The 22,717-nt window shown below is 75.6% G+C and carries 14 protein-coding genes; all 14 read left to right on the top strand.

The annotated features are described in order from the left end of the window. Positions 1 to 211 precede the first annotated feature (211 nt). The 14 genes from ABT093_RS03495 to ABT093_RS03560 all read left to right on the top strand — a co-directional run bounded on the left by ABT093_RS03495 (position 212) and on the right by ABT093_RS03560 (position 22,711). Positions 212 to 991, top strand: coding sequence for an AfsA-related hotdog domain-containing protein (locus ABT093_RS03495; protein ID WP_350559823.1), 780 nt, complete (start codon positions 212 to 214; stop codon positions 989 to 991). Next, entirely contained in the window at positions 988 to 1,656 is a 669-nt protein-coding gene (locus ABT093_RS03500; protein ID WP_350559826.1) for a methyltransferase family protein, read from the top strand. Before ABT093_RS03495 ends, ABT093_RS03500 begins: the two co-directional genes overlap by 4 nt. Further along, positions 1,653 to 2,345, top strand: coding sequence for a nitroreductase family protein (locus tag ABT093_RS03505; protein ID WP_350559829.1), 693 nt, complete (start codon positions 1,653 to 1,655; stop codon positions 2,343 to 2,345). The genes ABT093_RS03500 and ABT093_RS03505 overlap by 4 nt, the downstream gene beginning before the upstream one ends. Next, positions 2,338 to 5,193, top strand: a complete 2,856-nt coding sequence (locus ABT093_RS03510; protein WP_350559832.1) for a PEP/pyruvate-binding domain-containing protein — start codon at positions 2,338 to 2,340, stop codon at positions 5,191 to 5,193. Before ABT093_RS03505 ends, ABT093_RS03510 begins: the two co-directional genes overlap by 8 nt. Beyond that, complete coding sequence (locus ABT093_RS03515; protein WP_350559835.1) at positions 5,190 to 6,440, top strand: cytochrome P450; 1,251 nt, start codon at positions 5,190 to 5,192, stop codon at positions 6,438 to 6,440. The genes ABT093_RS03510 and ABT093_RS03515 overlap by 4 nt, the downstream gene beginning before the upstream one ends. Next, entirely contained in the window at positions 6,437 to 7,408 is a 972-nt protein-coding gene (locus ABT093_RS03520; RefSeq protein ID WP_350559838.1) for a hypothetical protein, read from the top strand. Before ABT093_RS03515 ends, ABT093_RS03520 begins: the two co-directional genes overlap by 4 nt. Next, a complete protein-coding gene (locus tag ABT093_RS03525) occupies positions 7,405 to 8,460 on the top strand; it encodes a ketoacyl-ACP synthase III family protein (protein WP_350559841.1) in 1,056 nt (351 codons plus the stop codon). The genes ABT093_RS03520 and ABT093_RS03525 overlap by 4 nt, the downstream gene beginning before the upstream one ends. A 342-nt stretch (positions 8,461 to 8,802) precedes the next feature. Next, positions 8,803 to 14,856: a DNRLRE domain-containing protein gene (locus ABT093_RS03530; protein WP_350559844.1), complete on the top strand. Its 6,054-nt coding sequence runs from the start codon at positions 8,803 to 8,805 to the stop codon at positions 14,854 to 14,856. A 191-nt stretch (positions 14,857 to 15,047) separates the two neighbouring features. After that, complete coding sequence (locus ABT093_RS03535; RefSeq protein WP_350559847.1) at positions 15,048 to 16,235, top strand: 4-hydroxybenzoate 3-monooxygenase; 1,188 nt, start codon at positions 15,048 to 15,050, stop codon at positions 16,233 to 16,235. A 42-nt stretch (positions 16,236 to 16,277) separates the two neighbouring features. Then, positions 16,278 to 18,083 carry a methyltransferase gene (locus ABT093_RS03540; protein WP_350559850.1) on the top strand — a complete coding sequence of 602 codons (1,806 nt, stop codon included), beginning with the start codon at positions 16,278 to 16,280 and terminating at the stop codon, positions 18,081 to 18,083. Positions 18,084 to 18,137: 54 nt separating this feature from the next. Next, a complete protein-coding gene (locus ABT093_RS03545; RefSeq protein WP_350559853.1) occupies positions 18,138 to 19,556 on the top strand; it encodes a uracil-xanthine permease family protein in 1,419 nt (472 codons plus the stop codon). A gap of 167 nt (positions 19,557 to 19,723) precedes the next feature. Beyond that, positions 19,724 to 20,452: a polysaccharide lyase family protein gene (locus ABT093_RS03550; protein ID WP_350559856.1), complete on the top strand. Its 729-nt coding sequence runs from the start codon at positions 19,724 to 19,726 to the stop codon at positions 20,450 to 20,452. 28 nt (positions 20,453 to 20,480) lie between these two features. Further along, the gene (locus ABT093_RS03555) at positions 20,481 to 21,041 is read left to right on the top strand and encodes an OsmC family protein (protein ID WP_350559859.1); all 561 of its coding nucleotides are present in this window, start codon (positions 20,481 to 20,483) and stop codon (positions 21,039 to 21,041) included. A gap of 95 nt (positions 21,042 to 21,136) precedes the next feature. Then, positions 21,137 to 22,711, top strand: coding sequence for a phytoene desaturase family protein (locus ABT093_RS03560; RefSeq protein ID WP_350559862.1), 1,575 nt, complete (start codon positions 21,137 to 21,139; stop codon positions 22,709 to 22,711). The last annotated feature ends 6 nt before the right edge of the window (positions 22,712 to 22,717 follow it).

Below are 22,717 nucleotides of genomic sequence, written 5' to 3' on the forward strand. Positions count from 1 at the left end.
GTTGTCGGGAGTCGGTTGCCCGGACAGGTGATCGATGGTTACCTCGGTCCTCGTGAAATCGTTGGCACCAGGGGTCTCATTAGAATCTGACGCTTCATTAGCCCATGAGGCGACGTCAGGAAACGCGGAAGAACGGGGAGTCGGGCGGGTCGATGGCGATCCGTCGGGCTCCCCGTCCGGCACCGGGCCGAGCCCGGGAGCCGCCGTCCCGGTGGTGGTGGACGAGGGCGACCGGTGCTTCTTCGACCACCCGCTCGACCACGTACCGGGAATGGTGCTGGTGGCGGCGGTCCTGGACCTGGTCCGCGACCGGGCGGGCGCGGCCGACGGCCGGCTCCGGCTGTCGCTGACCTTCGACCGGATGTGCGAGCTGGGCCCGCAGGTCTGGCTGCACGGCGAGCCGGCCGAGGGCGACGACGGGCCGGTGTGGCAGCTGCTGGCCGTGCAGGACGGCGAGACCGTCTGCCGTGCCTCGGTCGGCCTCAGCGACGCCGGCGGGCCGGTCGTGCCGCCCGCCGCCGCCCGGGCCGTGCTGTCCGGCGGCGGCCGGGAGCACGCCACGCCCGCGGACCCCGCCCTGGTGCACCGCCACCTGCCGGAGAACGTCCTGGTGGGCGGGCCGTCGCGGGTCGAGCGGGCGGCCGTGCTCGCGCCCCCGCCGGGACACCGGCTGGCGGGCGCCGGGGTGCACGCCCCGGTCGCCCTGATCGAGTCGGCCCGGCAGTTCGCGACGATGCTGGGCCACACGGCCCACGGCCGGGACGCGGACGCGCAGATGCTCTGGCTGTCGCTGGAGGCGGACCTGCCGACCGGCCTGCCGGCGGCGGTGCCGCTGGAGCTGTGGTGGGAGTTCGCACCGCCGCGCGGGGCGCGGGCGGTGTACCGGATGACGGTGGTGGACGCGGAGAGCGGCGAGCGGCACGGACGGCTGGACATCGGGGTCCACACCGTCAGCCGCGCCGGATACCTGAAGCGGAGGGCGACCCGATGAGTACGGTGAAACCTGTGGCGGGCGAGGGCCGGTCCTGGGCGGTGCAGGCGCCGCGGCTGTTGTTCGTCGTCGCGGTCCTCGCGGTCGGCACCGGCCTGGTGGTCCACCTGCGCCACGCCGGTGACCCGGTGGACCTGGTCGCCGCCGTCCTGGCCGCCTGCTACCTGGCCTGGCTGGCGGTCGAGATCCCGGTGACCTTCCGCAGCTCCGGCGCCGCGCCGCGCGAGTCCGCGTCGCTGCTGCTCTACGCGGCGGCCCGGATCGCGACGGTGTCCGCCGGCGTGCTCGGCCCGCTGCCCTGGGACCGCTGGTCCCCGCTGCTGCTGCTCCCGGCGGCGGTGTTCGTCGGCGGGGTCGTGCTGCGCCAGGTGGCGATCCACACGCTGGGCAGGTTCTACTCCCACCACGTCGCCCGCCAGACCGACCACCAGGTCGTCACCTGGGGCGTCTACCGCTTCATCCGGCACCCCGCCTACGCGGGGATGCTCTCGGCGCACCTGGGCTTCGTCGTGTTCTTCCTCAACCCGCTGAGCGCCGTCCTGATGGTCGCGCTCGCCGCCGCGATCGCCTTCCGGATCCGCACCGAGGAGCGGATGCTGGTGAACATCCCCGGCTACCGCGCCTACGCGGACGGCCACGCCCGCCTCGTGCCGGGGCTGTGGTGAGCGCGCCCGCCCGCCCCGCGCGGGTCCGCGTCCCGGCGACCCCGGACGAACTGCTGACGACCACCCGCTCGGTGCGCCTGCGGCTGGACCTCACGCGCCCGGTGGAGCTCGACCAGGTGCGCGAGTGCCTGGAGATCGCGCTGCAGGCGCCCAACGGCGGCAACACCCAGCGCTGGCACTGGCTGGTGGTGGCCGACGACGTCCTGCGCAAGCAGATCGCGGAGGTCTACCGGCGGGCCTTCGAGGCCCGCTACCCGCCGGCCACCGGCGCCGGACCGGCGACCGACGGCGGGGTGTCCGACCGCATGCTGGCCGGCGGCCGGTACCTGGCGGAGCACCTCCAGCAGGTGCCGGTCCTGGTGATCCCCTGCCTCGACCTCGCCGGCCGTCCGCTGCCGCGGGACAACCAGGCGGGCGTGTGGGGATCGCTGCTGCCGGCCGCCTGGAGCTACATGCTCGCCGCGCGCGCCCGCGGCCTCGGAACGGCGTGGACCACGGTGCACCTGGACGCGGAGCGGGAGGTCGCCGACATCCTCGGACTGCCGCGCGACGTCCGCCAGGGGGCGCTGATCCCCACCGCGCACGTGCTGGGGGACGGATTCGGACCGGCGCCGCGCCGGTCCGTGGACAGGGTGCTGCACCTGGACGGCTGGGGCGGCGGGGCGGGGAGCAGTGGGTCGGATGACTGAGTTCGTGGTGACCGCGGCGGGCGACGGCGGTGCGCTGGCGGACGCCGCGCAGGTGGGGAACAAGTTCGCCCGTCAGGAGGTGCTGCGGCGCGCCGGGTTCCGGGTACCGGAGTTCTTCTGCCTGCCCGCCGCCGCCTTCGACGCGGCCCTGGACGCGCTGCGCCCCGCGCTGGCGCCGCTGCCGGCCGGCGACGCCGGACAGGACGCCGTCGAGGCCTGGTGCGCGGCCGCCCGCGAGGCGCTCGCCTCCTCGGTCCTGCCCCCGGAGCCGGCCGAGCGGATCCGCAAGGAGTTCGCCGCGCTCGCCGGGCCGGACGGCCTGGTCGCGGTCCGGGCCTGCGTCGTGCCCGCCACCACGCCGGACACCCCCGACGCGGCGGAGGCGGTGGGGGAGGACAGCGCCGTCGACCCCTTCGCGGGCATGAGCGACAGCTTCCTCTACGTCGACGAGGAGGGCCTGGCCGACGCGGTGGTGCGCTGCTGGGCGTCCGCGTTCAACCCCCAGGCGGTCCGCTACCGCCTGCTGCGCGGCCTCGACCCGCGCCGGGCCCGGGTCGCGGTCGGCGTGCAGCGGATGGTGCTCGGCACCCGCTCGTTCGTGGCGTTCACCCGCGACCCCCGGGACGGCTCGCCGCGCCGCGTGGTCGCCGCCGCGTACGGCATCGGCGAGGGTGTCGTCCAGGAGAAGGCGGACGTCGACCACTTCTTCCACGACCCGGCCACCGGGGAGGTGAGCGCCCGGACCGTGCACAAGCGGTGGTCGATGGGCCTGCCCGAGGGCGCCGCCAGCGGAGCGCCGGTGCTGCTGCCGGTCGCCGAGGAACTGGCCGGTGTGCCGGTCCTGGACGACGACCAGGTGCGCGCGGTGGCGGAACTGGCCGGCCGGGTGGAGGAAGTGTTCGGCGTCCCGCAGGACATCGAGGGCGCCCTCACCGAGGACGGCACCGTCCACCTGGTCCAGGCCCGCCCGATGGTCGCCGGGCCCGCCGTTACGGCCGCGCCCGCCGCCGCGCCCGAGGCCGACGAGCCCGCGCGCGTCCACTGGGGCAACCACAACATCACCGAGAGCTTCCCCGGTGTCTCGGGCGCCCTCACCTACTCCCAGTCCCGCGAGTTCTACCGGCGCTCCTTCGCCGACCTCTACCGGCGGATGGGCGTGCCCGAGTCCTGGGTGCGGGACAACGCGCACCGCCTCGCCCGGATGGTCGGCTACCTGGAGGGCCAGGTCTACTACCGGCTGGACGACTGGCACGCCCTGCACGGGCAGATGCCGATGTTCGAACTGGTCCGGCGCGGCTGGGAACAGGCGATGGGCATCACCGGCCCCGCCCGCGGCGAGCGCCGCTGGGCCGCCCCGGCGGTCGCCCGCGCGCTGCCGCGCCTCGCCTGGCGCAGCGCCCTGCACCCCTGGCAGGTCAGGAGCTTCCTGCGCTGGTGGGACCGGCAGATGGCCGAGGCGCGGACGGTCGGGGACTCGCCCGAGGAACTGATCGCCTTCTACCGCCGGCTGTGGGAGCGCGCCGGCGAGCGCTGGGGCGTCACCCTGGTCAACGCCTTCATCGCCCTGGTGGTGCTCGGCGCGGGCGGCGCGCTGCTGCGCCGCTGGACCGGCGAGGGCCCGCAGGTGCTGGTCGGGCTGATGGCCGGCGGGCGCGAGAACCGCTCCCTGGAGGCGGTCCGCGCCGCCATGAGCCTGGCCGAACTCGTCGGGACCGTCCCCGAGTTGCGCGCCGCGGTGCTCGACGACGGCACCGACCCCGAGCAGCTGTGGCGGCAGATCGTCGCCGGCCGGTACGGCGCGGCCCTCGCCGCCGCCGCCCGCGGCTACCTCGCCCGCTACGGCGACCGCGCGCTGCACGACCTCAAGCTGGAGGAACCCACTCCCCGCCAGCGCCCGTGGACGGTGATCGCCCTGATCCGCCCGCTGGTGCGCCAGGGGGCGACCGTCGCGGCCAACCGCGCCGACGAGCAGGCCGCCGCCCGGCGCGCCCGCGAGCGGCTGCGCGAGGTGTGCCCCAACCCGGCGCAGCGCGCCGTCCTGCTCGGCCTCACCACGCTGGCCCGGGACCTCGCCCGGATCCGCGAGGACACCCGGTTCTGCCGCACCCAGCTGTTCGGCCTCTCCCGCGACGTCATGTGGAAGCTCGGCGCGGAACTCGCCCGCACCGGCGTCCTGGACGACCCGCTCGACGTCGCCGACCTGACCGTCGAGGAGGTCATCGGCGCCTTCGACGGCACCGGGACGGTCACCGACCTGCGCGCCCTGGTCACGCTGCGCCGCGCCCAGCGCACGGAGTGGGCCGCCAACCCGCAGCGCCCCGCCCTGCTGGGCACCCCCGCCGGCCTGCCGCTCGCCCGGGCGCTGCCGCGGGCGACGGCGGTGGGCGCGGGCGCCGCCGCGAGCGACGGCCTGCTGCGCGGGATCGGCTCCAGCGGCGGCGTGGTCCGCGGCCGGGCGAAGGTGGTGCTCGACCCGTCCACCGACCCCGACCTCGCCTCCGGGCGCATCCTCGTCGCCCGGGAGACCGACCCGGGCTGGCTGTTCCTCATGATGTCCGCCACGGGCATGGTCGTGGAGCGCGGCACCCTGCTGTCGCACACCGCGATCACCGGGCGGCTGCTGGGTGTGCCCACCGTGGTCGCCGTCCCGCGGGCCACCACCGCGATCCCCGACGGCGCCTGGATCGAGATCGACGGCACCGCCGGGACCGTGCGCCTGCTCCCGCCGTCCGAACAGCCCGCCGAGTCCGCGGAGTCCGCCGAGCCCGCCGACTCCGCCGAGCCCGCGTCCGGCCCCACCGGGCCCGCCGACGGGACCGTCACCACCGAGAAGGGCGACACGCCATGACCGACCCGGCCCGCTTCCCCTTCCCGCCCGCCGGTGACGTCCGCCCGCCCGACGGCTACCACGCCGTGCTGCGCACCGGCGCCCCGCACCCGGTCCAGCTGTCCAGCGGACAGCCCGCCCTGCTGGTCACCCGCCACGAGGACGTCACCGCCGTCCTCGGCGACGACCGCTTCAGCCGCGCCGGCTACACCGAACTGGCCCGCCCGCTGTTCGCCCGCAAGACCGAGTCCGTCCTGCTGGCCACCGCCGACGCGCCGGACCACACCCGGCGCCGCCGCGCGATCCTGCCCGCCTTCACCGCGCGCCAGGTCCGCCTGCTGCGCCCCCGCCTGGAGGCGCTCGCCGAGCGCCTGCTCGACGACCTGACCGCCGGCGCCACCGCCGGCGAGGCCGACCTGGTCGGCGGCTTCACCGTGCCCTTCCCGATGCAGGTCATCTGCGAGGTGCTCGGCGTCCCCCCGGAGGACGGCGCGATGCTGCGCGCCGAGGTCGACATCCTGATGTCCACCTCCGGGCACACCCGCGAGGAGGTCGCCGCCACCCAGGCCCGGATGGACGACTACTTCGCCGCCCTGGTCGCCGGCAAGCGGCGCGCCGCCGAGGCCGGCACCCCGGCCGACGACCTGCTCACCAGGCTGGCGCTGCGCCCCGACGACGACCCCGCGCAGCGGCTGTCCGACCGGGAGGTGGTGGCCCTCGGCTCCGGGATGCTGATGGCCGGCTACGAGACCACCGGCAACTCCTTCGGCATGTGCGTCGTGCTGCTCCTGCGGCACCCCGGCCTGGCCAGGACCCTGCGCGAGCGGCCCGGGCGGATCCCGGCCGCGGTCGAGGAGATGCTCCGCTTCAGCTCCCTCAACAACACCGGCGGCGCGCCCCACCTGGTGACCGCCGACACCGAACTGGGCGGCTGCCCCGTCGCGGCCGGTCGGATCGTCGTCCCGCTCACCGACGCCGCCAACCGCGACCCGGCGGTCTTCACCGACCCGGACGCCTTCGACCCCGACCGCCCGGACGTCGCCTCCCACCTCGCCTTCGGCCACGGCCGCCACCTCTGCCTGGGCGCCGAACTCGCCCGCGCCGAACTGCAGATCGGCATCGGCGCGCTGCTGCGCCGCTTCGACGAGCTGGAACTCGCCGTCCCCGAGGAGGCGCTGGAGTGGCGCCGGACGATGTTCATCAACGGAGTCTGGCGGCTGCCGGTCCGCTGGAGCGTCGCCGCGGCCCCCGCGAAGCGGCCGGCATGACCCGGCGCCCCACGCTCCCGGCCCCGCCCGCCGCCCCCGCCGGGCCGGGCCCGCTCGCCGCCCGCCTCGGCGCGTTCGTCCGCGGCAGCTTCCCGCTGCCGCTGTCCCTGGTGTTCGCCGCGGCCTGGGCGCTGGGCGCCACCGGCCTGTTCGCCGCCGCCGACGGCCGCGTCGCGCACTGGCGCCCCGGCTGGGGCACGGCGGTGGCCGCGCTGACCGTCCTGGTCGACCTGCTCCTGCTGCGCGCCGCCGACGACCTGCGCGACCTGCCCTACGACCGGCGCCACAACCCGAACCGCCCGCTGGCCCGGGGCGCCGTGCTGCCCCGCGACCTGTACGCGCTCGCCGCCGCCGGAGCCGCGCTGCTGCTCCTGCTCAACGCCGGCAACCGCGCCGCCCTGCTGCTGCTCGCCGCCCAGTTCGCCTACACCACCGTCCTGATCGGCGCGGAGCTGCGCCTCGGGTGGCCGCGCGGGGACGCGGTGGTCACCGGCGTCCTGCTGAGCTCCCCGGTGCAGATCCTGCTCAACCTCTACCTCTACGCCGTCTTCCTGCACGACACCGGCGTGGACACCGGCCCGCCGGGCTCCGAGGGCCGCCGCGCGCTCCCGCTGCTGGTGGTGATCATGCTGGCGGCCACCCACCACGAGCTGGCCCGCAAGATCGTGCGCGCGCCGGGCCCGCACGAGCGCACCTATGTGCGGGTCTTCGGCCTGCGCACCACCGTCGCCCTGGCCGTCGGCTTCGCCGCCGCCTCCGCCGGGGCGTCCCTGGCGCTGCTGCGCCCCTGGGCGGGCGGGACGGCCGGGTGGGGCTGGCTGGCCCTGCTGCCGGCCGTCCTCGCGGCCCTGGCCGCCCGGACCTTCACCCGCACCGGGGCGGCGCGCTGGCCGGTCGCGGCGGTGGTCGGCTACCTGCCGGCCGTCTTCGTCTGCCATCTGCTGATCGGCCTGGGGGGCACCTCGTGAGGACGGACCGCCTGTACATCGCCGGGCTCGCCGCCCACGTGCCCCGGCTCTGGCCGATCGACGACGCCGTCGCCGCGGGCCGCCCCGGTGCGGAACAGGCCCGGGCCGACGGCTGGACGAGCGTGTCGGTCGCGGACGACACCCCGGCGCCGGAACTCGCCGTCGAGGCCGGCCGGCTCGCGCTCAAGCGCTCCGGCCTGCGCGCCGAGGACGTCCGTCTGGTCCTGCACGCGGGCACCTTCCACCAGGGACCGGACGGCTGGTACCCCGCGAACCACGTGCAGCACCACGTCCTCGGCACCTCGGCCCCGGCGATCGGCCTGGACCAGGGCTGCACCGCGATGCTGGACGCCGCCCGCCTGGCGCACGGTCAGCTGGCGCACGCCCCGGCGCACTCCGCCGTCCTGGTCTCGGCGGCCGACAACTTCGGCACCCCGGCGCTCGACCGCTTCACCTACGCCCACGGCTTCGGCGCCGGGCGCGGCTCGATCCTCGGCGACGCCGGCTGCGCCGTGCTGCTGTCCGCCACCGCCGGACCGCTGCGGATCCGCTCCCTCGTCCAGTCCTCGCTCTCCTCCTGGGAGCGGCTCTACCGGGGGACGGAGGAGTTGTTCCCGCCCGGCCCGGCCGGCGGCACCCGCGTGCCGATCGGCCTGCGGATGGGCGCCTACGCGGACCTGGTCCCCGACCGCGACCTGCGCCGGAGCATGGCCCGCGAGCTCACCGAGGCCCGCACCGCCCTCAACCGCCGGGCGATCGAGGAGGCGGGCGTCACCGCGGCCGACATCACCCGGGTCACCCACGTCTTCTCCGGCCACCCGCGGTACGCGGAGGGCCTGCTGCGCCCGCTGGGCATCGACCCCGGGCGCGGCATGCTCGACCTCGGCCGCACCCTGGGCCACCTGGGCGCCTGCGACCAGTTCCTCTCCCTCGCCCACCTGGTGGACACCGGCGCCGTCGGCCCGGGCGACCACGTCCTGCTCACCGGCAACGGCGCCGGCATCTCGCTGGCCGCCGCCGTCGTCGAGGTCCTGGAGCACCCCGCCTGGTGACCCGGGGCGCGCCCGCCCCGCCCAAGCCCGGTCCAGCCCCCGCCCCGTGCCGCGCCCGTCGCGTCGCGGGGCGGGGCGCTTTCCCGGGCGCGGAACCGGCCGTTCGGCGGCGGGAATCGGCCGTGACTCCGAACACGGACCGTTCGGCGCCCGACGATGGCGTACGCATGTACACGTCGCCCGATCGGGCGGCCTTCCCGGCACGGCCCCGCGCCCGGACACCGAGTCCGGCAAGAGCCCCGCGGCGCGGCCCGTCGCCCGAGCGCACGTGCGTACCCGAGGACCGTCTCCCGTTCCGGCGATCACCCCTGGAGTGTGCCTGTGTCATCGTTCCCGCCGGCCATGGGGGGCCTGCCTCCCTCCCGGACCCGCGCACCACGCCGCCGATGGACGGCGGCCACCCTCTGCGCCACCCTGCTGGCAGGACTCCTGCTCGGCGTCCAGGACGCCGCGGCCGGACCCCCGGCCGAGGCCCCGCACGGGGCCCGGCCGCCCGCCGCGGCCCAGGAGCCGGCCCGCGACCGGGCCTCCGCCCGGCTCGCGGCCCGGCTCGGCGGCAAGCCCGTCGAAGTGCCCTCCGAACGCACCGAGTCCGCGACGACCTGGGCGAACCCGGACGGCACGCTCACCCTGGAGGTCGCGGCCGGGCCGGTGCGGATGCGCCGCCCCGACGGCGCCTGGACCGACGTCGACGTCACCTTCGCCGAACGCCCCGACGGCTCCGTCGCCTCCAAGGCCCACCCGCGCGGGCTGGCCCTGGCCGGCGTACCGAGGGGCAAGCGCGCCGGCTCCTTCGCCGAGGCCGCCGCCACCCCGGCCCAGGACCTGCTCACCCTCAGCGCCGGGGGCAGGGGCGTCGCGGTGCAGTGGCGGGGCGGCCTGCCGGCACCCCGCCTGGACGGCGCCAAGGCCACCTACCAGGACGTCCTGCCCGACGCGGACCTCGTCATCGACGCCACCCGCACCGGCTACGAGCAGTCCGTGGTCCTCAAGAAGCGCCCCGACGGCACCGCCGACTACACACTGCCGCTGAAGGCGCCCGGGATCGACGCGCGGCAGAACGAGGACGGCGGCGTGACGTTCACCGAGACCGCCACCGGGCGCGAACTCGCCACCATGCCGGCCCCGGTCATGTGGGACGCCACCGTCGACGAGAAGTCCGGCGAGCACACCCGCCGGGCCCCGGTGGGCCTGAAGGTCACGCGCTCCGGTGACACCATCGAACTGCGCCTCAGCCCCGACGCCGCCTTCCTCGCCGATCCGGCGACCACCTACCCCGTGACGGTCGATCCGTCCGACAGCGTCCTGTCCGACGTGTTCGACACCTGGGTCCAGCAGGGCGAGACCGCCGACGCGTCGAGCGCCACCGAACTGAAGATCGGCTGGCCGGGGGACTGGGCGGACACCGCCCACACCAAGCCCCGGATCGCCCGCTCCTTCATCAGCTGGGACATGGCGCCCATCAAGGACGCCCTGGTCTCCCGGGCCACCCTGTCCCTCTACAACTTCCACTCCTGGGACTGCACGAAGCCCGCCGCCTGGGAGGTCTGGGACACCAACAACGCGACGACCGCCAGCCGCTGGACCAACCAGCCGGCCTGGCTGCAGAAGTACACGACCTCCACCGAGACCCGCGGACAGAACTGCTCCACCGGCGGCTACGTGAACGCCGACGTCACCCCGCTGCTGCAGTACTGGGCGGGCCGGACCACGGTCGCCCGCCAGGGCCTGGGCCTGCGCGCCGCCAACGAGGCCGACACCGGATCGTGGAAGAAGTTCTACTCCGGCAACGCCGCCGCCGGGCAGATCCCCAAGCTCTCGGTCACCTTCAACTACCGCCCCCGCACCGGCACCGACCAGCAGGCCGGCCCGCCGTTCTTCGCGGACAACGGCGTCTACACCGTCAACACCCTGACCCCCGTCCTGCGCGACACCTTCGCCGACTCCAACAACGACCGGATCAACGGCACCTTCCAGATCGTCGACGCGGCCACCGACCAGCCGGTCGGCGACCTACTGGTGTCCCCCTGGGGCGCCAGCGGGGAGCCGGTGTCCGTCACCGTCCCGCCGGGCGTGCTCCAGAACGGCCGGACCTACCGGTTCCGCAGCAACCCGTACGACGGCACCCACTACAACCTCGGCTGGTCGCCCTGGCGCACCTTCACGGTGGACACCGCCGCGCCCTCCGCGCCGACCGCCGTCACCTCCACCGACTACCCCTCGGCCGCCTGGGTGAAGGGCGTCGGCCAGAGCGGCACCTTCACCGTCACACCCCCGCCGGGGGACCACCGGTGGCTGGAGTGGACCCTGGACGGCAGCACCTGGACGCGGATCGCCACCGACGGCACCGCCGCGCCGGTCAGCCTGCTGGCGACGCCGTCCCACGGCGGCACCAACACCCTGCGGGTGCGCAGCGTGGACCGGGCCGACAACCGCTCCGAAGCCCTCGCCTACGACTTCCACGTCGGGGCCGGCGGCATCACCAGGCCCTCCGACAGCCGGCGCACCGCGGCCCGGCTGCCGCTCCAGGCCGAGGCCGACGGCTCGCGCTACGACGCGGTGACCTTCTCCTGGCGGCGCTCGGACGCCGACGCCTGGGCCCCCGTCCCGCCCGGCCACGTCAGCGCGGCGGGCGCCCCGCTCGGCGGCTGGCCGGTGGCGCTCACCGCGGGCCGCAGCCCGGAGCTCGCCTGGGACGCCGCCACCACCGTCAGCCCCGACGGCGCGGTGCAGCTGCGGGCCGACTTCACCGGCCCGGCCGGCGCCACCGCCTCCAGCGACCCGCTCAAGGCGATCGTAGACCGCACCGCCGACAACGCCGCCACCGTCACCGTCGGCCCCGGCACCGTCAACCTGCTGACCGGCGACTACGACCTCGGCCGCACCGACGCCGCCTTCCACGGGACGGCGATCACCCGGACCGCCTCCTCCCGCACCCCGCAGGAGGGAGCGGCCCAGAGCGGACAGGCCGCGATCTTCGGCAAGGAGTGGCTCTCCGGCACCGCCACCGGCCGCAAGGACTCCGGCTACACCGCCGTCAACCGCACCTCCGCCACCTCGCTGGACGTCCTGCGCACCGACGGCACCGCCCTGCACTTCACCGCCGACGCGACGGCCACCGGCTGGATCCCCGAACCCGGCGCGGCGCACCTCGCCCTGACCGGTTCCTTCGCCGACGGTTTCACCCTCACCGACAGCAACGGCGACACGGCCGAGTTCGCCCGGACCGATCCCGCCGCGGCCGCCTGGGCCCTCATCCGCTCGTCCACCCGGGGCCTCGACAACACGACCAGCACCATCGTCTCGCAGAACGTCACCGGCCCCGACGGGCGGATCCTCACCCGTCCGCACCGGGTGGTCAGCCCGACCAGCGCCGTCGCCGCGTCCGTCTGCGCGGCCGACCCGGCCGTGCGCGGCTGCCGCGTCCTGGAGTTCGGCTACGCCCAGTCCACCACCGCGACCGCCGGTGCCCTCGGGGACGTCGCCGGCCAGGTCAGCGCGATCCGGCTGTGGTCCACCGAACCCGGCGCGGCCGCCGCGACCGCGGTCGACGTCAGCCGCTACGCCTACGACGTGAACGGCCGGCTCCGGGAGACCTGGGACCCCAGGACCACCCCCGCCCTGAAGACCGCGTACGACTACGACGCGGCGGGCCGCGTCACCACCCTCACCCCGCCCGGTGAACTGCCCTGGACCTTCGGCTACGGGCGGGCCGGCAACTCGCCGGCCGCCGGCGACGGCATGCTGCTCACGGCCTCGCGCCCGACCCTGGCCCCCGGCTCCGCCGACCAGGTCGACGGCACCGCCACCACGACGCTGGTCTACGACGTCCCGGTCACCGGCGGCGGCGCGCCGTACGACCTGGGCCGGGCCGCCACCGCCGGGTGGGGCCAGCGGGAGACCCCCACCGACGCCACCGCCGTCTTCCCGCCCGACCAGACACCCGCCTCCAGCAGCGGGGCGCAGCTCCCCGCGAACGGCTACGGCCGCGCCGACCTGCACTACCTGGACGCCTCCGGCCTGGAGACCGACACCGCCCGGCCCGGAGGGGCCGTCAGCGCCACCGACCACGACGCCTCCGGCAACACCGTGCGCCACCTGACCGCGGCCAACCGCGCGCTGGCCCTGGCCACCACCGACCAGGACCGCGCGACCCTGGCCGCCCTCGGGATCGCCGCCCTCGGCAGCGCCGAACGGGCCGACCTGCTCTCCACCGCGACCACCTACAGCGCCGACGGCAACCGCGAGCTGGAGGTCCTCGGCCCGCTGCACTACGCCACCCTGGCCCAGCGGCTGACGGCCGGACAGACGGTGGTCGCCGAGGCGGGCACCCAGCTGCCCCTGCGGCAGCGGACCGTGAAGGAGTACGACGCCGGCCGGCCCACCGACGGCAGCGCCACCGTGCGCGACCAGGTCACCAGGGAGACCGTCGGCGGACAGCCCCGCATCGACACCGCGCTGCTCGCCGACGCCCGCACCACCGCCATCGGCTACGACTGGGCCAGGGGCCGGCCCACCACCAGCGTCCAGGACCCCGACGGCGCCCGGCTCACCACCACCACCGGCTACGACGCCCAGGGGCGGGTGACCAGCACGAGCCAGCCGGCCTCCACCGGCGCCGACGCGGGCACCACGACCACCGCCTACTACACCGGGGACGGCAGCGGACCCTGCGCCGGCCGGCCCGAATGGGCGGACCAGGTCTGCTCCGTCGGTCCCGCCGCCGACATCACCGGCGGCGGCGCCAACCCGGCCCAACTGCCCCGCCGGACGCTCGAGTACGACCGCTGGGGCCAGACCACGCGCACCGTCGAGACGGCCGCCGGCGTCCAGCGGACCACGACCACCGGCTACGACGCCGCCGGCCGCCGGACCAGCTCCACCGTCAGCGGCCCGGGCCAGGAGGTCCCGGTCGTGACCACCGGCTACGACGGCGCCACCGGCCGCCCGGTCACCACGGCCGCCGCCGGCACGGGCACCATCACCACCGCCTACGACCGCCTCGGGCGCCCGATCGCCTATACCGACGCCGACGGCGGCACCACCACGACCCGGTACGACCGCCTCGACCGGCCGGTCCTGGTCACCGACTCCGCGCCGTCGACGCTCAGCTACACCTACGACACCGCCGTCGAACCGCGCGGCCTGGTCACCGCGGTCGGCGACTCGGTGGCCGGCATCTTCACCGCCCGCTACGACGCGGACGGCACCGTGGTCGGCACCGGGCTGCCCGGCGGCTACACCATGCGCCAGCTCACCAGCCCGACCGGCACCCTGGTCAGCCGCACCTACACCCGTGACAGCGACGGCACGACCGTCCTGGGCGACGGGATCAGCACCACCGTCCACGGCCAGTGGGCCACCCACACCGCCACCTTCGCCTCGGCCTCCCAGCAGGCCTTCGGCTACGACAGCGTCGGACGCCTCACCCGGACGACCTCGGTCGCCGACGGCGTCTGCACCACCAGGACCTACACCTTCGACCGCAACACCAACCGCACCGCCCGCAGCTCCGTCAACGCCGCGCCCGGTGCCGACTGCGCCGCCTCGGGCGGCACCCCGGAACAGCACGGCTACGACACCGCCGACCGGCTGACCGACCCCGGCTACGTCTACGACGCCTTCGGCCGGACCACGGCCCAGCCCGGCGCCACCACCTCCTACTTCGCCAACGACCTCGTCCGGCAGCAGAGCACCGCCACCGACCGGCAGACCTGGAGCCTGGACCCGGCGCTGCGCCTGCGCGCCTGGAGCACCGAGGTCAACGCCGGCGGTGGCTGGACCCCCTCGCGCAGCCGGATCAACCACTACGGGTGCGCCTGCGACAGTCCCGGCTGGACCGTCGAGGACACCGCCACCGGCGAGCTGACCCGCCAGGTCGCGACGCCCGCCGGCGGACTCGGCGCCACCACCGCGAAGACCGGCGGGGTGCAGCTCCAACTCGCCAACCTGCACGGCGACATCGTGGTCTCCCTGCCGCTCGACGCGGGCCGGTCCCCGGTCGCGGTGACCTTCGACGAGTACGGCAACCGCACACCGGGGACCGCCCCCGTGCGGTACGGCTGGCTCGGCTCCCAGCAGCGCTCGGCCGAGACGCCGACCGGGGCCTACCTGATGGGCGTGCGGCTGTACGACCCGGCGCTCGGCCGGTTCCTGAGCACCGACCCGGTCCCGGGCGGCAACGCCACCGCCTACGACTACGTGTTCCAGGACCCGAACACCCACTTCGACCTCGACGGCCAGTGGGGGTGGGGCTGGGCCCGCAGGGCCTGGACCTGGGTCAGGCCGTTCCTGATCAAGTGCGGCCGAGGGGCCTGGGCCTCGCGCAGCTACGGCTACACCTGGCAGCAGAAGGCCGCCGCGATGGCCATGGGCTGCTTCGTCTACCAGATCTGACGCTCCCGCGCCGTGCGGCCGGTGCCCGTCCCTCCGGGGGCGGGCACCGGCCCGTTTTGAAAGACCGATCGTCATTCCATTCACACCTGAGAGTGATTTGCCCCGATTTCCGTATCCGCCGCTCGTTACCCTTGACGTCGTATGAGTGACCGTCAGAACGGCGACGTCGCACCAGCAACGGGGGAGCGGACATGGTCGAAGAATCGGCCGAGGTGGTGATCCTCGGCGCCGGTCCGGCGGGGCTCGTCCTCGGCAACCTCCTGCACCGGGCCGGCATCGACTGCGTCGTCCTGGAACGCGCCGACCGCGCGCACCTGCACGCCCGCGCCCGGGCCGGCTTCCTCGCCGAGAACACCGTCCGCGTCCTGGACCGCCACGGTCTCGCCGACGGCCTGCACCGCCGTGGCCAACCCCACTCCACCTGCGAGTTCCGCACCGCCGACGGCCGCTTCCGCCTCGACTACGCGCACCTCGGCCGCGGCGAGCGCCACACCGTCTACCCGCAGCAGTACCTCGTCGCCGACCTGCTCGCCGCCTTCGAGGCCGCCGGCGGGAGGCTGCACTTCGCCACCGAGGCCCACCGGGTGCTCCACACCGACGGCGGGCGCCCGGCCGTCGAGGCCACCGGGCCCGACGGACGCCCGGTCCGCTGGCGGGCCCGCTACGTCGCCGGCTGCGACGGCCGGCACGGCGCCGCCCGCCGCTCGCTGCCGCCCGGCGCCGTCGTCCACCGCCACGACCACGGCCTGTCCTGGCTCGGCCTGATCGCCGAGGCGCCGCCCAGCCTGGACGCCGTCGGCTACGCCGCGCACGAGCGCGGCTTCGCCGGCCACATGGCCCGCACCCCGCAGATGACCCGCTACTACCTGCAGTGCGAGCGCGGCACCCCGCCCGAGGCCTGGTCCGAGGAGCACATCTGGCACGAACTCGACGTCCGGATGCGCGCGGCCGACCACGGCCCGCTGCACCGGGGGAGCATCGTCCAGCGGACCGTCGTCGACCTGGAGTGCGATGTCGTCGAACCGCTGCGCCACGGCGCGCTCCTGCTCGCGGGCGACGCCGCCGGCCTCGTCACGCCCTCGGCCGCCAAGGGCGCCAACCTCGCGGTGCTGGAGGCGGAGCTGCTCGCCGCAGCCCTCGTCGGCGACCTCGCGCACGGCGACGGCCGCGCCCTGGCCGGCTACTCGGACCGCTGCCTGGAGTACATCTGGCGCGCCCAGGAGTTCTCCCACTGGATGGTCCGGCTGCTGCACGCCGTGCCCACCCCGCACGGCGGCCCGTCGTCCTTCGACGAGGGCCTGCGCCGCGCCCGCCTGAACACCCTGCGCACCTCGCGCACCCAGCAGGACTGGTTCGCCGAGCACTACGTCGGCCTCTGAACCTTCCGGCACCCCCGACACCCGCACCGAGGACGCACCACGATGACCACCGAGGACGACACGTTCCGCCTGCGCGCGACGGCCGACTTCGTCCGCCGCCACGACGCCGCCACCCTGCTCCCCCTGCTCCTGCCCGACCTCGACGACGCCGCACTGCGCACCCTCACCCGCCACCTGGGCTTCGCCCACGCCGCGCTGCTGGTCTTCCCGCCCGACGCGCGGGCGCTGCGCGCGGAGCTGGCCGCCTGCGGCCTGGCCGCCGACACCCCGTCCGGCCCCAGCACCGTCGTCCGCCGGCGGCTGGCCGAGCGCCACCACCGCGCGGCGGAGGCGCTCGACGTCACCATCCTGCGCCCCGCCGCCCACGGCCCGGACGGCACCGCCCGCACGGTCGAGGTGTTCGCGCTGACGGTGCCGCCGGGCTCCGACCTGCAGGCGCTCGCCGACCACGAACGCGCCCACCAGCACGAAGCACACATCGCCTTCGAGGTCGCCGACCCGGAACCGCTGCTCCTGCGCGGCCTGTGCACCCTGCTCGCCGAGCACGGCGCGGGCCCCGACGGCGGCGGCCACAACCCGCACGAGGACGTCACCGTCCTCTACTTCACCGCCCCCGCCGCCGCCCGGGCCGGCTACCGGCGCCTGGAGCTGTGCGCGCCGGGCGAGCACCGCGCCGTCCTCACCGCCCACCTGGCCGCCACTGAAGCCACTGCCGCCACCGCCACCACTGCCACCACTGCCGCCCGTCCGGCCGTCACCGCCCGCCCGCCGGCCGAGACCCTCCTGCACCTGCTGACCGGTGCCTGGACCACCCAGGCCCTCGCCGCCTGCGCCCGGCTGCGCCTGCCCGAGGCCCTGTCCACGGCCGAGGCCGTCCCCACCGACGCCCTCGCCCGCCGCACCGGCACCCATTCCCGCGCTCTGGCCACCCTGCTGCGCTACCTCGCGATGCTCGGCGTCGTCGCCCCCGAGGGCGACGGCCACCGCCTCACCGCGGTCGGCGACCTGCTGCGCGAGGACGCCCCGGGCTCGATGCGCCCGCTGGCCCTGCTGTACGGCGGCCCCTTCTACCGCTCCTTCGGCGAGCTGGACCACACCCTGCGGACCGGCGAGGCCGCCTTCGACCACCTGTTCGGCGAGAACCACTTCGACCACTTCGCCCGCGACCCCGAACTCGCCGACCTCTTCGACCGCTCCATGGCGGCGAGCGCCCGGATGTTCGACCCCGTCCCCGACCACCCGGTCCTCACCGCCGCGGCCCGGTCGCCGGCGGGCGCCACCGTCGTCGACGTCGCCGGCGGCAACGGCGAACTCCTCGCCCGCGTCCTCACCGCCCACCCGCGGCTGCGCGGCGTCCTGCTGGAACGCCCGCACGCCGTGGAGGCCGCCCGCCGCACCATGGCGCGGGCGGGCTGCGCCGACCGCTGCGGCTACCGCGCCGGCGACTTCGCCGACGTTCCCGGGGGCGGCGACGTCTACCTGCTCTCCCGGGTGCTGCACGACTGGGACGACGACCGCTGCCGCGAGATCCTGCGCCACTGCGCCCGGGCGATGCCCGCCCACGCCGACCTGCTCGTCCTCGAACGCCTGCTGCCCGCGGACGGCTCCCCCTCCCTGGCCACCGCCTGGGACCTCCACATGATGTGCAACGTCGGCGGCCGTGAACGCGAAGCCGGCCACTACGCCGCCCTGTTCGCCGACGCCGGCCTCGCCCTCGTCGACCGCACCCCCCTCCCGCTCGGCGCCGCCCTGCTGCGCGCCCGCCGGCCCACCGCGGCCCCCGGGACCGGCGCATCGGGCGAGCGCGCAGGTCAGCAGGGGGGTGGTGGCCTCCGTACGGCCGGGTGACCGGGAGAATGGTGCGGTCAGTCCCCCGGAAGTACAGAGAAAGCGAACCCCCACATGGATCTCGGCGTGCGCTGGAAGCTGCACGGTGACGGGCGCACGCCCGCACCGGGAGCGGTCGTCCGCCCCGACGAACGGCTCTCCTGGCCCCGGACGGCAGGGCTCGGCGCCCAGCACGTGGTGGCCATGTTCGGCGCGAGTTTCGTGGCGCCGGTGCTGATGGGGCTGGACCCCAACCTGGCGATCATGATGTCCGGCGTCGCGACCGTCATCTTCCTGCTGGCCACCCGCGGCCGGGTGCCCAGCTACCTCGGCTGCTCGCTCTCCTTCGTCGGCGTGGCCGCGGTGATCCGGGCGCAGGGCGGCACCAGCGCGACCGTCACCGGCGCGGTGTTCGTGGTGGGCGCGGCGCTGTTCCTGGTGGGCCTGGCGGTCCAGCGGTTCGGCGCGCGGATCATCCACGCCGCGATGCCGCCGATCGTCACCGGCGCCGTCGTCATGCTGATCGGCTTCAACCTCGCACCCGTCACCGCCACGACCTACTGGCCGCAGGACCAGTGGACGGCGCTGCTGGTCATGCTGTTCACCGGCCTGGCCGTGGTCTGCCTGCGCGGCTTCTGGTCGCGGGTGGCGATCTTCCTCGGCCTGCTCTTCGGCTACGGGATCTCCTGGCTGTTCGACCGGGTCTTCGGCAAGATCCACGCGGCGGACGGCAGCGGGCAGATCACCGACCACTGGCGCCTCGACCTGTCGGGCGTCGGCAAGGCGGACTGGATCGGCCTGCCGGACTTCCACGGCCCCTCCTTCCAGTGGTCCGCGATCCTGGTCGCGCTGCCCGTGGTGATCGCGCTCGTCGCCGAGAACGCCGGGCACGTCAAGGCCGTGGGGGAGATGACCGGCGACAACCTCGACGACAGGCTCGGCACCGCGATCTCCGCGGACGGCGTCGGCTCCATGCTCTCCACCGCGCTCGGCGGCCCGCCGAACACCACCTACTCCGAGAACATCGGCGTCATGGCCGCCACCCGCGTCTACTCCACCGCCGCCTACTGGGCCGCGGCCGGCTTCGCGCTGCTGTTCGGCATCTGCCCGAAGTTCGGCGCGGTGGTGGCCGCGATCCCCGGCGGCGTGCTCGGCGGCATCACCGTCATCCTGTACGGCATGATCGGCCTGCTCGGCGCGCAGATCTGGATCAAGTCCGGCGTGGACCTGCGCAACCCGCTGAACCTGGTGCCGGCCGCCGCGGGCATCATCATCGGCATCGGCAACGTCACCCTCACGTTCACCGACACCTTCAGCCTCAGCGGCATCGCGCTGGGCACCCTGGTCGTCATCACCGGCTACCACGTACTGCGGGCGCTGGCCCCCGCGCACCTCAAGACGCAGGAGCCGCTGCTGGACGCCGGCACCTCCTCCTACGACACGGACGCCGAGGACTCCGGGGAGCCGGGCGGGGCGCAGCGGCCCACCCCGTAGCCGCCCCGCGGCGCCGCACCGAACGGGCCGGCCGGAGGAACTGCCCGAAAGGGCCGCCTCCGGCCGGCCCGCTTGGCCTGACGGGATGTCAGGTGGTCGAATCGGTTCCTGCGTCCGGGCCCGGCCCGGACGGCGTCCCCGTCCACCACGCGCCCACCGGGAGAGACATGTCCGTTCCGTCCCAGCACCGCCAGACCGCCGTCGGCCTCGTGGGCGTGACCGCGCTCGCGCTCTCCTGCGTCGCGGCCACCGCCGGCAGCTCCGCCGCCGCCGGCACCGTCCTGTGGACCCCGAGCACCAGCAAGGGCCCGTCCTCCTTCACCGCCGTCCAGTGCGCCGCGGGCGACTTCGGCGTCGTCAAGGACGCCGTCAAGGGCAGCGTCTGGCGGGCCTACCAGGCCGCGGGCGAGGAGCGCTGCGAGACGCTCGGCCCCGACCTCAAGCAGGGGGACACCTTCTACCTCGGCTGGTCGTCCAAGGTGGACATCAAGGACAGCAACAGCCGCTACGTCTTCCAGCTGAAGTGTTCGCCGAGCACCGGCACGGCCAACCACCCGATCGAGATCGACGCGACGAGCGGACGCATCCGCCTCCAGGAGTGGGACACCGACCACGTCGCGCACACGCTGTGGACCGCGCCGACCGCCAACAACCAGTGGCACTCCTACGCGCTGAAGATCCGCCTCGGCCGCACCGACGGCACCATCGACTTCTGGTTCGACGGCGTGAAGCAGACCTTCACCACCGGCTCCGGCACCTTCAAGGGCACCACCTGGGACGGCGACCGCAACTACCTGAAGTGGGGCTCCTACCACCTCTCCACGGGCGACGCGACGAACACCTTCACCAGCCCCGTGATGGCCACCACCCTGGAAGCCGCCACCACCGGCTCCTGAGCCGGGCGCGCCCCGTACGCTACGGGCCATGACGCAGCAACCAGCGATACCCCGGCCGGGACTGGCCGAGCACCTGCGCGACAAGGGCGCGGCCATGCGCGACGCCGCCCGGCGCCGGCCGAAGAGCGCGGACTGGGAGGAGGAGGTCGGCGCGGTCTGCGTGGCCGACGACGCCACCGGGGTCCGCAAGGTCCGGGTCGGGGACTGGTCGTTCCTCGGCGACGGCGGCCCCGACATCGGCGGGTTCGGCCTCGGCCCGACCTCGCCGGAGCTGTTCTGCGCGGTGGTCAGCACCTGCCTGACGCACACGATCCTGTGTGTCGCGGCACTGGAGGACGTCCCGCTGGACCGGGTCGAGGTCCGGGTGAACGCCCGCAACAACGACGCCCGGTTCTTCGGCGTGCCGACCGAGGCGCCCGCCGTGCCGTACGACCTGACCGCGGAGGTCGAACTGCGCGGCCCGGCCTCCCCGCAGGCCCTGGCGGACCTGCTGGCCACCGCGGACGCGCGCTGCCCCATGCTGCGCCTGGTCCGCTCCGAGCACACCGTCGACGTCCGGCTCTCCCACGACCCGTCCACCGGGGCCTGACCGCCCCCGGGTCCGCCCCGCCGCCCGCCCGCGCGCCTCCGCGTCCCCCGGGCGCCGTGTTCCCCGGGCCGCCCGGGTGCCGTAGCGTGCCGGGCATGGCGAACTCGTCCTCCCGGCACGACGCCGTGATCGTCGGCGGCGGCCACAACGGCCTGGTGGCGGCGGCGTACCTGGCCCGCGCCGGGTACCGGGTGCTGCTGCTCGAACGGCTCCCGCGGGTCGGCGGCGCGGCGGTGTCGGCGCCGGCGTTCACCGGCGTGGACGCCCGGCTGTCGCGCTACGCGTACCTGGTGAGCCTGCTGCCGCGCACCGTGGTGCGCGAGCTCGGGCTGCGCCTGGAACTGCGGCGGCGCCGGATCGCCTCGTACACCCCGGCCGTCCGCGCCGGGAAGCCCACCGGACTGCTGGTGGACGCGGCCGACGCCGGCCGCACCCGGGCGTCCTTCCGGGCGCTGACCGGCGCGGACCGCGAGTGGGAGGCCTGGCGGCGCTTCTACGCGATGACCGGAAGCCTCGCCGAACGGGTCTTCCCGACGCTCACCGAACCACTGCCCACCCGGGCGGAACTGCGCCGGCGGGTCGGCGACGACGCGGCCTGGGCGGCCCTGTTCGAGCGGCCACTGGGCGAGACGATCGAGGAGACCTTCGCCGACGACCTGGTGCGCGGCGTGGTCCTGACCGACGCGCTGATCGGCACCTTCACCCACGCCCACGACCCGTCGCTGCGGCAGAACCGCTGCTTCCTCTACCACGTGATCGGCAACGGCACCGGCGACTGGGACGTCCCCGTCGGCGGCATGGGCGCGGTGACCGACGCCCTCGCGGACGCCGCCCGGGCGGCCGGCGCCGAACTGCGCACCGGCTGCGAGGTCACCGCCGTGGCCACCGACGGCGCCGGCGAAGCCGAGGTGACCTACCGCCACCGGGACGGCGAGGCGACCGCGGCCGCCCGCCGGGTCCTGGTCAACGCCGCCCCGGCGACCCTGGCCCGGCTGCTGGGCGAGGACCCCGGGCCCGCGCCGGAAGGCGCCCAGCTCAAGGTCAACATGGTGCTGCGCCGGCTGCCGCGCCTGCGGGACCCCGCCGCCGACCCGCGCGAGGCGTTCGCCGGCACCTTCCACATCGCCGAGGGCTACCGCCAGCTGGAGACCGCGTACACCGAGGCGGCGGCCGGCCGGATCCCCTCGGCGCCGCCGTCGGAGATCTACTGCCACTCCCTCACCGACCCGTCGATCCTGGGGCCCGAGGCCGTCCGGCAGGGGCGGCAGACCCTCACCCTGTTCGGCCTGCACATGCCCGCCCGGCTGTTCGCCGACCCGGCCGCCAGGGAACGCGCCCTGGCGGCGAGCCTGGCCCGGCTCGACGAGGCGCTGGCCGAGCCGATCGCCGACTGCCTGGCCACCGACGCCGACGGGCGGCCCTGTGTGGAGGCGAAGACCCCGCCCGACCTGGAGCGGGAACTCGGCCTGCCGGGCGGCCACATCTTCCACCGCGACCTGGCGTTCCCCTACGCGACGCATCAGCCGGAGGGCGCCGCCGCCCGCTGGGGCGTGGCGACGGCGCACCCGAACGTCCTGCTGTGCGGCGCGGGCGCGGTCCGCGGCGGTGGCGTCAGCGGCATCCCGGGCCACAACGCGGCCCGCGCCGTCCTGGAGGACTTCGCCCGGTAGGGCCTC

The sequence above is a fragment of the Kitasatospora sp. NPDC002551 genome (assembly GCF_040296005.1).
Classification (GTDB): Bacteria; Actinomycetota; Actinomycetes; order Streptomycetales; family Streptomycetaceae; genus Kitasatospora.